Below are 13,984 nucleotides of genomic sequence, written 5' to 3' on the forward strand. Positions count from 1 at the left end.
AGCCGTCCGTCGCGGCCTCGGTCAGGCGTGGATCAGTCGGCGAGCCGCCCGGAATCCCCGGCCCCGGAGCCGGACACCGCCGCTGCGGAACCACCGGCTCCGGGCAGCGCCGTCGCGGAGTCAGCGGCCCCGGACACCGCCGTATCCGTCGCCGGATCATCGGTCCCGGTGACCGTGAACCGCATGGAACAGATGTCCTCCGGCACGGCCTCGACGCGGCATCCCAGCCGCTCCTCGATCATCCGCGCCACCGCGAAGAGCCGGATGCGCTCCTCCGGGGTGTACGCCGGGAAGGTCGCCCACCCCTGGCGGACCAGCCGCGCACCGATGTCGGCGACGAACACCGCGCGTACGCGCAGCTCCTCCTCCGCCGTCAGGGGCGTCGTGGCTCCCTCCTGCGGCAGTTCCCGTACGTTGCGCAGTTCCCGCACCACGGGCCCCTCTCGTATCCGTCAGTCGCGCGCCAGCCCGAACCGCGCCAGCAGCCCACCGTGCTCGTCGGGCTCGTCGGCGGCGACCGCCGCGGCCCCGTCTGTGACCGTCTCGTACACGGACAGGATGTCCGCCCCGACCGTCGACCAGTCGAAGCGCCGTACGTGGGCGCTCCCCCGCTCGCGCAGTTCCGCCCGGCGCTTCGGGTCGGCGAGGAGCCGCAGCGCCGAGGCGGCCAGCGCGTCCGCGTCCTCGTTGGCGAACAGTTCGCCCGCCGCGCCCTGGTCGAGGACCTGAGCGAAGGCGTCCAGGTCGGAGGCGAGGACGGGCGCGCCCGCCGACATGGCCTCGACCAGGATGATTCCGAAGCTCTCGCCGCCGGTGTTGGGCGCCACGTACAGGTCGACGCTGCGCAGGAACCGCGCCTTGTCCTCGTCGCTCACCATGCCGAGGAACTCGACACGCGACCGCAGCTCCTCGGGAAGCGTCTCGACGGCCTCCTCCTCGTCACCGCGCCCGGCGACCAGGAGCCGCGTACCCGGCCGCTCGGCGAGGATCTTCGGGAGAGCCTTCATGAGGACGGGCAGGCCCTTGCGGGGCTCGTCGATGCGGCCGATGAAGCCGATCGTGTCGCCCTGCCACTCCGGCTTCGGCTCGACCTTCGCGAAGAAGTCGACGTCGACGCCGTTCGGGATGACCACGGCGTCACCGCCCAGGTGCTCGACGAGCGTGCGCCGCGCGTACTCGCTCACCGCGATCCGCGCGCTGATCTTCTCCAGCGCGGGCTGCAGGATCGGGTACGCGGCGATCATCGCCCGGGACCGCGGGTTCGACGTGTGGAAGGTCGCGACGATCGGACCCTGCGCGGCCCAACAGGCCAGCAGACCGAGGGACGGCGAGGCGGGCTCGTGGATGTGGATCACGTCGAACGTGCCGTCGTGCAGCCAGCGCCGCACCCGCGCGGCCGACAGGAACCCGAAGTTGAGGCGCGCGACCGACCCGTTGTAGGGCACCGGGACCGCGCGGCCCGCCGAGACGACGTACGGCGGAAGAGGGGTCTCGTCATCGGCGGGGGCGAGGACGGACACGTAGTGCCCGAGGCCGATGAGGTGGTCCGCCAGATCGCGGATGTGGAACTGGACGCCTCCGGGCACGTCCCAGGAGTACGGGCAGACGATGCCGATCCTCACGGCCGCTCCCCATCGGGCGGCCCGGAACGGGACTCCCCTTCGGCCGGACCGGAGCGGGGCTCCAGGTCGGCGAGCCACAAGCGCTGCAGCATGTGCCAGTCCTCCGGATGGTCGGCGATCCCGGTGGCGAAGGCGTCGGCCAGCGCCTGCGTCATGACAGACGTCTTCTCGGCCCGGGTACCTGACTCGGGGACATCTACGGGCGGATGGACACGACCCCGCATCACGGGCGACTCGTCGTACCAGAGCGTCACCGGGAGCAGCAGCGCGCCGGTCTGCTGGGCGAGCAGCGCGGGACCGGCCGGCATCCGCGTGGCCTCACCGAAGAACTTCACCTCGACACCCGAAGCGGACAGATCGCGCTCCGCGACCAGGCAGACCAGGCCGCCGTCGCGCAGCCGCCGGGCCAGCGTGCCGAACGCGGTGCCGCCGCTGTGCGGCAGGACCTCCATGCCGAGGCTCTCGCGATAGGCGACGAACCGGTCGTACAGCTTCGCGGGCTCGAGCCGCTCGGCGACCGTGGTGAAGGGCGTCTCCAGATTGGTGGTGACCCAGGCGCCGGCGAGGTCCCAGTTGCCCAGGTGCGGCAGCGCGAGTATGACGCCCTTGCCGGAGGCGAGCCCTTCGGTCAGATAGTGGAGGTCCTTCGGGTCGAAGCCGCCCTTGATGCGCTCCTTGCTCCAGGCGGGCAGCCGGAAGGACTCCATCCAGTAGCGCAGATACGAGCGCATGCCCGCCCTGGAGAGCTCGGCGAGCCGCTCGGGGGTCGCGTCGGGCAGCACGCGCGCGTAGTTCGATTCGAGGCGTCGTACGCCCTTGCCACGCCGCTTCCAGGCGATGTCGGCGATGGTCCGCCCCAGGCGTACGGCAACGGGCTCGGGGAGCTTCTTGACGGCTCCCCAGCCCGCGGCGTACACCCCGTACGTGAGATGGCCCTTGAGACCGCTCACGACGTGGCCTCGCTGTTCTGCGAGCTGCTCTGCGGACGGTTCTGCGGGCTGCCCTGAGGGCTGTTCTGGGGGCTGCTCTGAGGGCTGCTCTGCGCGGCGCTTTCCTCAGCGGCCGCGGCATCGGCCTCGGCGGATTCCCTGCGCACCGTGACCACGCGCTGGATCAACGTGACGAGGCTGCCGACGGCGACGATCCACAACGCGACGGGCAGCAGAACGTCGATGCCGGGCACGCCGAACTTGTGCATGCCCGCGAGACCGGCCGCGACCAGCGAGATCACCAGGCGCTCGGCGCGCTCGATGAGTCCGTTGACGGCGACGGGCAGGCCGATCGACTCGCCGCGGGCCTTGGTGTAGGACACCACCTGGCCGCTGGCCAGGCAGAAGATCGAGACGGCGCACAGGACGTTGTCGTCACCGCTGCCCGCGTACCAGAGCGCGAAGCCGCCGAAGACCGCGCTGTCGGCGACCCGGTCGAGGGTCGAGTCGAGGAAGGCGCCCCAGCGGCTGGAGCGGCCCAACTGGCGCGCCATGTTGCCGTCGACGAGGTCCGAGAACACGAACAGCGTGATGACGATCGTGCCCCAGAAGAACTCCCCCATGGGGAAGAAGACCAGCGCGCCCACCACCACTCCGGCCGTACCCAGGAGGGTGACCGTGTCGGGGCTTACCCCCCGGCGGATGAGAAACGCGGCGAACGGTGTGAGGACACGCGTGAAGAATGCACGCGCGTACTTGTTCAGCATGGCCTTCCCGACGGTCGGTGTGGCCGCGCGGCCCCTGCTGGCCACCGGCTGGCCCATCGTAGCCACGCGTGCGCGTGTGCGACGGTCGGGCACCCGCGCCCCGGGTCACGGCCTGATGACATCCGGGAGCCGATGACACCGGGAGACGGCGGGATCACGTCCGCCGTATGGACGCACCGTGACACGAGTGCAAAGCTCGAAGGACACCGCGGGCGTCGTCGGAGCCGCCACCGCACGCGGCGCCGCGTGTCCGCGCCCACAGTGACCTCACCGTGCACGGGAGGCAAGGCCATGGGCGACAAGGCGAACGCACACCCCGGAGCCGCCGGCAGGGCTACAGCGGCCGACCACCCCGCGTCCGTACGGAATGTGGTGCTGGTCGGCCACAGCGGATCGGGCAAGACCACTCTGGTGGAAGCTCTCGCGCTCACAGCGGGAGCAGTGAACCGGGCGGGCCGCGTGGAGGACGGCGGCACCGTCTCCGACTACGACGAGATCGAGCACCGGCAGCAACGCTCGGTGCAGCTCTCCCTCGTTCCCGTCGAATGGGGCGGGTACAAGATCAACATTCTGGACACTCCCGGATACGCCGACTTCGTCGGGGAGCTGAGGGCCGGTCTGCGAGCGGCGGACGCGGCCCTTTTCGTCGTCTCGGCCTCGGACGGGGTGGACGGCTCGACCCGCATGGTGTGGGAGGAGTGCGCGGCGGTCGGCATGCCGCGGGCGATCGTGATCACGCACCTGGAGGCGGCCAGGGCCGACTTCGACGAGATGACACGGATCTGCGCGGAGGCGTTCGGCGCCGAGGACCCCGACGCCGTACTCCCGCTGTATCTGCCGCTGCACGGCCCGCAGGGGCCGGACGGGCACGCGCCGGTGACCGGCCTGATCGGGCTGCTCTCGCAGCGGTTGTTCGACTACTCCTCCGGGGAGCGAAAGGAGTCCGAGCCGGTCCCCGACCAGCTGCCGCTCATCGAGGAGGCCCGCAACCGGCTGATCGAGGGCATCATCGCCGAGAGCGAGGACGAGACCCTCATGGACCGCTACCTCGGCGGCGAGGAGATCGACTACAAGACCCTCGTGCAGGACCTGGAGCGGGCCGTGGCACGCGGGGTCTTCTTCCCGGTGCTGGCAGCCGCTCCGGCGGCCGAGGGAGCCCGCCAGGGCCTCGGCACGGTGGAGCTCCTCGAACTCGTCACCGGCGGCTTCCCGACCCCCCTGGAGCGCGAGGCTCCGACGGTCACCACGCCGGACGGCAAGGCCCGCCGGGTCAAGGCCTGCGACCCGAACGGGCCGCTGGTCGCCGAGGTCGTGAAGACCGCGTCCGACCCGTACGTGGGCCGGGTGTCGATGGTCCGCGTGTTCTCCGGAACGCTGCGGCCCGACGAGACCGTGCACGTCTCCGGGCACGGTCTCTCCGACCGCGGCCACGAGGACCACGACGTCGACGAACGCATCGGCGCCCTGTCCGCGCCGTTCGGCAAGCAGCAGCGCACCCTCACGCACGCCATCGCGGGCGACCTCGCCTGCGTGGCCAAACTCAACCGCGCCGAGACCGGAGACACGCTCTCGGCCAAGGACGACCCGCTGCTCATGGAACCGTGGGAGATGCCCGACCCGCTGCTGCCGCTCGCCATCCAGGCGCACAGCAAGGCGGACGAGGACAAGCTCTCACAGGGCCTGAGCCGACTGGTCGCCGAGGACCCGACGATGCGCCTCGAACAGAACCAGGACACCCACCAGGTGGTCCTGTGGTGCCTCGGCGAGGCCCACGCGGACGTCGCCCTGGAGCGGCTGCGCAATCGCTACGGCGTCCAGGTCGACGTCGTACCGCACAAGGTCTCCCTACGGGAGACGTTCGCCGCCAAGTCCGCCGGGCGCGGCCGCCATGTGAAGCAGTCCGGCGGGCACGGGCAGTACGCGATCTGCGAGATCGAGGTCGAACCGCTGCCGAACGGCTCGGGCATCGAGTTCGTCGACAAGGTCGTCGGCGGCGCCGTGCCCCGGCAGTTCATCCCGTCCGTCGAGAAGGGCATACGCGCCCAGGCCACCAAGGGGGTGGCCGCGGGCTACGGGCTCGTCGACGTACGGGTCACGCTGCTCGATGGCAAGTCGCACTCGGTGGACTCCTCGGACGCCGCGTTCCAGACCGCCGGCGCACTGGCCCTGCGGGAGGCGGCGGCCGACGCCCGGATCCATCTCCTGGAGCCCGTCGCCGAGGTGACGGTCATGGTCGGCGACGAGTACGTGGGCGCCGTGATGAGCGACCTGTCGGGACGGCGCGGCCGCGTCGTCGGCACCGAGCAGGCGGGCGGCGGCCGGACCCTTGTCCGGGCCGAGGTCCCCGAGATCGAGATCGGTCGGTACGCGGTCGATCTGCGCTCCATCTCGCACGGCACCGCGCGCTTCAGCCGGAAATACGCCCGGCACGAGCCGATGCCGCCGCAGTTGGCCGAGAAGATCCGCGAACAGACGCAGGACGCCTCGTAGTTGCACCGACGTCGCGCCCGACTCCCGTCGGCGGACGCCTTCTGGGCCGTCCGCCGACGAATGTCGGTGCCTGCGGATACCCTGATGACCTGATCAAGTTGTCACTCGATCAGCACCTGACCTGCTCAACAGGTGTGCGGGGCAAGGAAGTCGGGAAGGCCGCAGAAGCGGGTACTGCGGCGATGGGGGCGGCAATGTCTTTTGGCGATATCGGGCCGGAGGTCCCTCGTTCGGGCTCGGACGAGATGGCGACGTTCGCCCTGGCCTCGGCGGCCTACCGGGACGACGAGGCAGAGAAGATCCTCGAGGCCAACAACGAGTGGCACGAGTCGACCGTCAAGCCGAGCCGCAAGTGGGCGACGATCTTCCGGCCCAACCTCGGCGAGGCCTACTCCCAGGCCGTGGTGGGCCGCATGCTGGGGGTCGGCCGGAAGCCGGTCATCCAGTCCTTCGGCATGGAACCGCAGATGGTCGTCGAACACTGCATGGCGGCGAACCGCCTCCGCAGGGAGCGCGACAACCGGCTCACGGCCGTGATGGTGCTGTGCGGCCTGGCCTTCCTGCCCGGGCTCCTCGTCTGGCTGCTGGTCTTCCAGATACGGACCACCATCGCCAAGCGCGAGGACAAGCGGGCCTCCGCCCTCGCCACCACCCTGCTCGTCGCCGTGGGCGCGCTGGCCGTGATCTTCCTGATCCGCATGCCCTTCACCGGCTTCTGGGCCTGGTACGCGCGCGCCGCGATCGTCGCCCCGGTCGTCGGCTGGCTGTGGGCGAAGCAGATCTGCGAACGCACGGCGAAGGACCTGCGGGGGCGCTGGAACGGTCTCCTCTCGGGCGGCACCGTCGGCGTCAGGGTCCCGGAAGCGGTTCCCAGCAGTCCCGGCGACACCGCGGCCGAGCGGCTGCGCCAGGCATTCAGCGAGCTGAGAGCCGAACAGCGGTCGAACTCGGTCTTCTACGCCGGCCCCAAGGGCATCCTCGGCATGGGTACGCGCTGGGGCAACTGGCATCTCGCCGAGGATCTGATTCCGAACCCGTCGAAACAGGTGCAGAACCTGGGAACACTGTCCGCGGAGATGGCAAAGCACCTGGTGCCGCCTCCAGAGGTCCCCAAGTTCCAGAGTTTCGACGTCGCGAGCGCCATCGAGCGGGAGCTGGGGAAGCTCAGCAAGAGCCCACTGTCCACGGGCGGTTTCCCGGCACCGGACATACGGCACTGGATCGTCACGCCCATCGGGCAGAACGCCAAGGCGGTCTCCCGTCCCGGCGGCAGCACGGCGCACCAGATCAACGTGAAGCAGATAAAGGACGTCTGCAACACACAGCAGTTCGGCAGCGGCGACCGGCACTACCTGGGCGTCCAGTGGACGCTCTGGGACGGCCAGTTGGTCATCACGATGCTCATCACCGTGACCGTGCTGCACGAGACCCTGCGCATCGAGCTGACCGGCCATGCCCTGGGCCCGGTGAACCCTCTCTTCACGAGCAAACCGGAAGCCAAGGAGAAGGAAGTCGCCAAGCCGGTCAAGTTCTGGGAGACCCGCAAGGTGAAGCTTCCGCTGGTCGACAGCGACGAAGTGGTCCGCCTCGCGGCTCGCGCCCCTCTTACCTGGTATCCGCCGCTCCTCAACTGGCTCGGCGGCTCACTGACGCTCCCCGAGCCTTTCGGACTGCGCCACGCCTGGGCCGACCAGCCCTGGCGGCACCGCTTCATGACCGACGACGTGCTGCGCACCGCGACTCCCGTACTCCGCGTGGTGCACTCGGCGGTCATCGACTTCCTCGATGCCCACAACGTGGACACGGAGAAGTTCGGCAACCGCTCGTCCTTCCTCAGCACATCGGTCCAGGACCCGACACCGAGGAAGGCGGACCTGTACGACGCGTAGGCCTCCGGCGGCTCGGCGGACGACGTTCGGGTCGTGGGGGGGGGGCTGGTCGCTCCCCCACTCTCGGCTTCGCTCGAGCGGGGGACCCCCATGAGCGAGGGGACCCCCATCGCGGCAGAACCGCGTGATGCCACAGCCCCGAGTCCCTTACGGGGCTCAGGTCGTCGGCCAAGCCTCCGCGAGCATCTTCCGGGTGTCCGCAAGGAGTTGGGGCAACACCCGCGTGTGACCGACCACCGGCATGAAGTTCGTGTCCCCGCCCCAGCGAGGAACAACGTGCTGGTGAAGGTGCGCAGCGATCCCCGCACCCGCGACCCCGCCCTGGTTCATGCCGATGTTGAAGCCCTGCGCGCCGGAGGCGGCGCGCAGGGCCACCATCGCCTGCTTCGTCAGCTCGCCGAGTTCCGCGGTCTCCGGCGCGGTCAGGTCGGTGTAGTCCGCGACGTGCCGGTAGGGCACGACCATCAGGTGCCCACCGTTGTACGGGTACAGGTTGAGCACCGCGTAGACCTGCTCACCACGCTTGATGATCAGCCCGTCCTCGTCGGATTTCGCCGGGATCGAGCAGAACGGGCAGCCGTCGTCGGCCCCCGGACCGGTCGGCTTGTTCTCACCCTGGATGTAAGCCATCCGGTGGGGCGTCCACAGGCGCTGGAAAGCGTCCCGTGTTCCGACTCCGATCTGCTGCTCCGGCTCACTCGTCATGTGGTGCAGCATATGGCTTCGCCTGTTCGCGGGGTGTCCCCGGGTAGGTGAGGACAGCGCAAGGCCCCCGGGGAGAGGGGCTCTCCGGGGGCCTACAGCCACGTACAGGTCAGACGCTCAGGTACGGATCAGACCTGTACCCGCTCCTCGACCACCTTCGCGATCTTCTCGATGGCCTCGTCGAGGGGGATGCCGTTCTCCTGGGAGCCGTCGCGGTAGCGGAAGGAGACGGCACCGTTGGCCATGTCCTCGTCGCCCGCGATGACCATGAAGGGGACCTTCTGCTTCTGGGCGTTGCGGATCTTCTTCTGCATGCGGTCGGAGGACGAGTCGACCTCGACGCGCAGTCCCTGCTTCTTCGCGTCGGCGGCGAACTTCTGCAGGTAGTCCACGTGTGCGTCACCGATCGGGATGCCCACCGCCTGCACGGGCGCCAGCCACGCCGGGAACGCGCCCGCGTAGTGCTCGAGGAGCACCGCGAAGAACCGCTCGATCGAGCCGAAGAGGGCCCGGTGGATCATGACCGGACGCTGCTTGGCGCCGTCGGGGCCCGTGTACTCCAGGTCGAACCGCTCCGGCAGGTTGAAGTCCAGCTGCACGGTCGACATCTGCCAGGTCCGGCCGATCGCGTCCTTGGCCTGGACGGAGATCTTCGGCCCGTAGAAGGCGGCGCCGCCCGGGTCCGGGACCAGCGGCAGACCCTGCTTCTCGGCCACCTGCCGCAGCGTCTCGGTGGCCTCCTCCCAGGCCTCGTCCGAGCCGACGAACTTCTCCGGGTCCTTGGTCGACAGCTCCAGGTAGAAGTCGGTCAGACCGTAGTCGCGCAGCAGACCGAGGACGAAGGTGAGCGTCCGGTCGAGCTCCTCGGCCATCTGCTCGCGCGTGCAGTAGATGTGCGCGTCGTCCTGCGTGAAGCCCCGGGCCCGGGTCAGACCGTGCACGACGCCCGACTTCTCGTACCGGTACACGGTGCCGAACTCGAAGAGCCGCAGCGGCAGTTCACGGTACGAGCGGCCGCGCGCGTCGAAGATCAGGTTGTGCATCGGGCAGTTCATGGGCTTGAGGTAGTAGTCCACGCCCTCGTCGAGCTGCATGGGCGGGTACATGCCGTCGGCGTACCAGTCCAGGTGGCCCGAGGTCTCGAAGAGCTTCCCCTTGGTGGCGTGCGGGGTGTAGACGAACTCGTAGCCCTCTTCCTCGTGGCGGCGCCGCGAGTAGTCCTCCATGACCCGGCGGACGATGCCGCCCTTGGGGTGGAAGACGGCGAGGCCGGAGCCGATCTGCTCCGGGATGGAGAACAGGTCGAGCTCGTTGCCGAGCTTCCGGTGATCCCGCTTCTCGGCCTCGGCGAGGAACTCCAGGTGGGCCTTCAGCTCCTCCTTGGACGGCCACGCGGTGCCGTAGATGCGCTGGAGCATCGGGTTCTTCTCGCTGCCGCGCCAGTAGGCGGCGGCGTTGCGCATCAGCTTGAACGCCGGAATGTTCCGGGTGGTCGGCAGGTGGGGACCCCGGCAGAGGTCCTTCCAGCACAGGTCGCCGGTCTTGGCGTCGAGGTTGTCGTAGATGGTGAGCTCGCCGGAGCCCACCTCGACGTCCGCGCCGTCGTCGCTGGACGCGGAGCCCTTGATGCCGATGAGTTCCAGCTTGTACGGCTCCGAAGCCAGCTCTGCGCGGGCCGCCTCGTCGGTGACCACACGACGGGAGAAGCGCTGCCCACGCTTCTGGATCTCCTGCATCTTCTTCTCGATGGCCTTGAGATCCTCGGGCGTGAACGGCTTCTCGACGTCGAAGTCGTAGTAGAACCCGTCCTTGACCGGCGGGCCGATGCCCAGCTTGGCCTCGGGGAACAACTCCTGCACGGCCTGCGCCATGACGTGCGCGGTGGAGTGCCGCAGGATGTTGAGGCCGTCCTCGGAGGAGATCTCGACGGCCTCGACGGTCTCGTCGTCCTTCACCTCGTACGCGAGGTCCTTCAGCTCGCCCGCCACCCGGGCCGCGACGATGGTGCGCTCACCGGCGAAGAGCTCGGCCGCCGTAGTGCCCGTCGTCACCACGCGCTCTTCCCGCTCGGAATCGCGTTGGATGATCACACGGACGTCTGACACCGGACTCTCCTGCCTGCAAGGGGCGCGCGCATCTTCTCTTACACGCGCAATAGATAGAGGCGATCGTACCGAGCCCGGGGGTCCGACCGCGAAACGGTTGGACATCACCCCGTCTCAGTCCCCGCTGCACGCCTCTTCGAAGAAGTCGAGGTTCTCCTGGAGCGACTTCATCAGCCGGTCCCGCTCCGCCTCGTCCACCTGCACGGGCGCCACCCCGGACGCCCCGGTCAGCCGCCGGAATCCCCCACGGCTCTCCAGCCGTCCGTGCACCCGTACCGGCAGCCCCACCAGATGCGCGTGCCCCGCTATCCGGTACGCCTCCTCGTCGAGCGTCATCCGTACGTGCGGCACCTCGGCCCCGGCGATGACCCGCAGCCGTACGCTCCCGTCGCCGCGCGGCTCGGACCTGCGCATCCGCACCACGGTTCCGGTGATGCGCACGGAGACGGACGGCTCCTCGCGCAGATAGCGGGCCCCGGCCTCGCGGAGCACGGGCAGATCTCCGGGCGAGAACTCGACGGGTTCGGCGGGCGTCGCGCATCCCTCGGGCACCCCGGCGGCAGGCGCCCACTCGACGGCGATCCTCGCGCCTTCCGTGCCCCGTACGAGGGTCACCAAGGCCTCCGTGAGTTCGTGACTCACGCCCGCCTCCACTGCTCCGTCGAAGGCGTCCATGCCGCCGGTGGCGCGTTTGTAGTCGATGGCCTCGCGGGCCGCGAACAACGCCTGGTGGAGGCGGACGGCGAGCGGCCGGCCGGTGGCGACGGGCACGAACGCGGTGAGTCGCCGGCCGCCGGGTGCGGCGCCGACGAGCACGTTCTCCAGGGACGCGGCGGCGGGCCTGCGGTGGCGTGCGCCGTAATAGCCGGCACGCGCGCGTGCCGCGAGGGCGCCCGCGAGGAGCATCTGGCGGGCGGCCGAGCGGAGTTGCTCCTCGACGGTCCACTGCGCGACACCGACCGGCCCGGTCGGCACGTCGCGCCACCAGCTGATCTCGTCGCTGGGCACGGCGAGGCCGACCAGGACGTCGCGGGCGGAGGGCGAGCCGCTGCGGGACAGCGCGACGAGGGCCTCACCGAGGAGGTCTTCGCTGTCCGGGAAGGCCCGGTTCTCCGGCACGAGCAGGCTGGTGCCGGCGCCGCCGGGCCCGGGTGGGGTCCAGCGGCCGTACCGCCCGGGAGCTCCGCCGCGGCGCTGCCAGCCGTGCCGGTGCAGCAGCGCGCCGAGGACGGCGGGGTCGACCCGGTCGGGCCGTGGCGGCTGGTCCCACAGTCCCGACGTCTCGACGGGGTGGGGCCTGGCTGGTCGTACCGGTTCGTCGATCGGGCGGTGCGTCACGGTCTGCCTCCCGTACCGACCCGCGTCATGATCTCGCAGAGCGCCCTGTCGTCGAAGATGCGCGAGGTCGGTATCCGCACGGTGGTCCTGCGCCGGCCGGTGATCCGGTGTCCGGCGAGGTTGATCCAGTAGCAGCAGTGCCGCAGGTCGAGGCGGTCGTGGCTGGCACGCAGCCAGTCGTCCTGGGATCTGGGCACGAGCATCACGACCAGTATTTTGTGCACCGAGACCGGGGTGCGGGCCAGCTTCTCCAGGTGGGCGTTGTCGAGCGTGAAGGAGAACGCGGGGCCCGCGGGGTTCGGCGGGATCTGGTACGTGCACTTGAGCTGCACCTTGATGGTGACTTCGTCGTCGACCGTGTGCCCGGGGGCGCTGTGGCTGACGTGCCAGTCGATGCCGTTGTCCGGAAAAGGCTGGGACAGGGAGCAGCCCGCTGCCGCCGCGACCGCGTGCAGATAGCCGACCTGCAGTGTCTCCATGCAGGCGGTGGTGGCCAGCGAGCCACGATGCGGTGCCGTCCGCTGGGGCAGCAGCCCGCCCTGCTCGGGCTGCGCTAGCGCCATGTCCAACAGCCTTCCGAATCAGGTGAATCCCCGTGACGGGCCGCTGAACTGCAAAGACCCGTACCTCTGTTGTCTCCTTCCGGCGTACGGCGCAAACAGCCCGGGTATCACAAATAGGGCAGGGGACGGCGCGTCAACTGCCGAAGGTGAACGAGGAGTTGTATGCGTATGACGTGCTGGTACGAGGGCCCCTTGGCCGCGTTCGACACGGAGACGACGGGTGTCGACGTGGAAACCGACCGGATCGTGTCGGCCGCCGTCGTCGTCCAGGACGCTCCCGGCAGCCGCCCGCGCGTGCGGAGCTGGCTGGTGAATCCGGGAGTGCCGGTGCCTGAGGCGGCGACGGCGGTGCACGGGCTGACGGAGGAGTTTCTGCAGCTCAACGGCCGCTGGCCGTCCCCGGTGGTGGACGAGATAGCCAGGGAGCTGGCCGAGCAGAGCGCGGCGGGACGCCCGCTGGTGGTAATGAACGCACCTTTTGATCTGACGCTCCTGGACCGGGAGTTGCGCCGGCACCGGGCGTCTTCCCTGGACCACTGGTTCGAGACCGTGCCTCTGCGCGTCCTCGATCCGCGCGTCCTCGACAAACACCTGGACCGCTACCGAAAGGGCCGTCGCACGCTCACCGATCTCTGCGCGCACTACGGCGTGGAGCTGAACGGAGCGCATGACGCGGCGGCCGACGCACGGGCCTCACTGGATGTCGTACGGGCGGTCGGGCGCCATTTCGCCGCCCGCCTGGAGCGGCTCTCAGCGGCCGAACTGCACACGCTGCAGGCCGTCTGGCATGCGGCGCAGGCGCGCGGACTGCAGGCGTGGTTCGCACGCAGTGGCACGGAGGAAGCGGTCGATCCGGCCTGGCCCCTGCGCCCCGAACTCTCGGCGGCTGCTTGAGCCGTGAGACACGAAGGCCATACAAAAAGCCGGTCCGTCTGTGACGGACCGGCCTTTCCCGGTGGGCGATACTGGGTTCGAACCAGTGACCTCTTCGGTGTGAACGAAGCGCTCTCCCACTGAGCTAATCGCCCGGGAACGCACCGAACAATACAGGTCCCGGCGCGTTTCCTTCAAACCGCTTCACGGTTCCCACGAAGGTAGGCGACGAGTCCGCGCCGCCCCGCCCGCATCATCAGTGTGTGGTTGACGCGGAACACGGGCCGTCCCGGCACGGCGAGCCGCCGCAGCAGGGGCTTGGCCACGTGGACTTCCTGGTCGTAGCGGGCGCGCGTCCCGGGTCCGCCGGCCGCGAGGGTCCATCGCGCCCAACCGTTCACGTCACCCGTCATCGTGATCTCCAGGATCCCGGCCGCCGGATCGCGGCGCACCTCCCGCGCCGTGAACACGAGGTCGTACGGAAGCACCGAGCGGATACGGACGACACCGCTGCGCTCGTCGAGCGGGGTCACCTCGCGTACCTGCGGCCACCAGCGCGGATAGCGCTCGGCGTCGGCCAGTGCGTCGTAGACGTCGCCGAGGGGCGCGGCGAGGGCCCAGAGGCTGCGGAAGCGGTAATGCGTCCAGTCCATGTGCCGAGTCTGCCGGTCCGCGGCCCGCCGTGGGGGATGTGGGTACGCCC

12 protein-coding genes and 1 tRNA gene are annotated in these 13,984 nt (G+C 69.8%); 3 read left to right on the forward strand and 10 right to left on the reverse strand.

Translation table 11 applies throughout. The features are described from left to right. Window positions 1-32: 32 nt before the first annotated feature. The 4 genes from ACTWQR_RS09110 to pgsA are packed head-to-tail and all read right to left on the reverse strand — an operon-like array spanning window position 33 to window position 3,375. Window positions 33-431, reverse strand: coding sequence for a hypothetical protein (locus ACTWQR_RS09110; RefSeq protein WP_443226425.1), 399 nt, complete (start codon window positions 429-431; stop codon window positions 33-35). Window positions 432-452: 21 nt separating this feature from the next. After that, entirely contained in the window at window positions 453-1,622 is a 1,170-nt protein-coding gene (locus ACTWQR_RS09115; RefSeq protein ID WP_443226426.1) for a glycosyltransferase family 4 protein, read from the reverse strand. After that, entirely contained in the window at window positions 1,619-2,572 is a 954-nt protein-coding gene (locus ACTWQR_RS09120; RefSeq protein WP_443226427.1) for a phosphatidylinositol mannoside acyltransferase, read from the reverse strand. The genes ACTWQR_RS09115 and ACTWQR_RS09120 overlap by 4 nt, the downstream gene beginning before the upstream one ends. Further along, complete coding sequence (gene pgsA, locus ACTWQR_RS09125; RefSeq protein WP_443226509.1) at window positions 2,569-3,375, reverse strand: phosphatidylinositol phosphate synthase; 807 nt, start codon at window positions 3,373-3,375, stop codon at window positions 2,569-2,571. Before pgsA ends, ACTWQR_RS09120 begins: the two co-directional genes overlap by 4 nt. A gap of 234 nt (window positions 3,376-3,609) precedes the next feature. Here pgsA and ACTWQR_RS09130 point away from each other — a divergent pair, with 234 nt between their 5' ends. Both ACTWQR_RS09130 and ACTWQR_RS09135 read left to right on the forward strand, forming a co-directional pair. Next, the gene (locus ACTWQR_RS09130; RefSeq protein ID WP_443226428.1) at window positions 3,610-5,808 is read left to right on the forward strand and encodes an elongation factor G-like protein EF-G2; all 2,199 of its coding nucleotides are present in this window, start codon (window positions 3,610-3,612) and stop codon (window positions 5,806-5,808) included. A gap of 194 nt (window positions 5,809-6,002) precedes the next feature. After that, the gene (locus tag ACTWQR_RS09135) at window positions 6,003-7,697 is read left to right on the forward strand and encodes a hypothetical protein (protein WP_443226429.1); all 1,695 of its coding nucleotides are present in this window, start codon (window positions 6,003-6,005) and stop codon (window positions 7,695-7,697) included. Between the two features lie 156 nt (window positions 7,698-7,853). Here ACTWQR_RS09135 and ACTWQR_RS09140 read toward each other — a convergent pair whose 3' ends face one another. The 4 genes from ACTWQR_RS09140 to ACTWQR_RS09155 all read right to left on the reverse strand — a co-directional run bounded on the left by ACTWQR_RS09140 (window position 7,854) and on the right by ACTWQR_RS09155 (window position 12,408). Further along, window positions 7,854-8,414, reverse strand: a complete 561-nt coding sequence (locus tag ACTWQR_RS09140) for an HIT family protein (RefSeq protein ID WP_443226430.1) — start codon at window positions 8,412-8,414, stop codon at window positions 7,854-7,856. Window positions 8,415-8,530: 116 nt separating this feature from the next. Beyond that, window positions 8,531-10,507, reverse strand: coding sequence for a threonine--tRNA ligase (gene thrS, locus ACTWQR_RS09145; protein WP_443226431.1), 1,977 nt, complete (start codon window positions 10,505-10,507; stop codon window positions 8,531-8,533). A 114-nt stretch (window positions 10,508-10,621) separates the two neighbouring features. Next, window positions 10,622-11,845 (reverse strand): hypothetical protein, encoded by a 1,224-nt coding sequence (locus tag ACTWQR_RS09150; protein WP_443226432.1) that lies wholly within the window; start codon window positions 11,843-11,845, stop codon window positions 10,622-10,624. Further along, on the reverse strand, window positions 11,842-12,408 hold the full coding sequence (locus ACTWQR_RS09155) for a DUF4365 domain-containing protein (RefSeq protein WP_443226433.1): 567 nt from the start codon (window positions 12,406-12,408) through the stop codon (window positions 11,842-11,844). Before ACTWQR_RS09155 ends, ACTWQR_RS09150 begins: the two co-directional genes overlap by 4 nt. 168 nt (window positions 12,409-12,576) lie before the next feature. On the opposite strand from ACTWQR_RS09155, the gene ACTWQR_RS09160 reads away from it, so the two are divergent. Further along, on the forward strand, window positions 12,577-13,302 hold the full coding sequence (locus tag ACTWQR_RS09160; protein WP_443226510.1) for a 3'-5' exonuclease: 726 nt from the start codon (window positions 12,577-12,579) through the stop codon (window positions 13,300-13,302). 62 nt (window positions 13,303-13,364) lie between these two features. On the opposite strand, the gene ACTWQR_RS09165 is transcribed toward ACTWQR_RS09160, so the two are convergent. Together ACTWQR_RS09165 and ACTWQR_RS09170 are read right to left on the reverse strand one after the other, a co-directional pair. After that, window positions 13,365-13,436: transfer RNA gene (locus ACTWQR_RS09165), tRNA-Val, on the reverse strand. Window positions 13,437-13,475: 39 nt separating this feature from the next. Beyond that, window positions 13,476-13,934 (reverse strand): SRPBCC family protein, encoded by a 459-nt coding sequence (locus ACTWQR_RS09170; protein ID WP_443226434.1) that lies wholly within the window; start codon window positions 13,932-13,934, stop codon window positions 13,476-13,478. Between the last annotated feature and the right edge of the window lie 50 nt (window positions 13,935-13,984).

This window comes from Streptomyces sp. 2A115 (assembly GCF_052245575.1).
Lineage (GTDB): Bacteria > Actinomycetota > Actinomycetes > Streptomycetales > Streptomycetaceae > Streptomyces.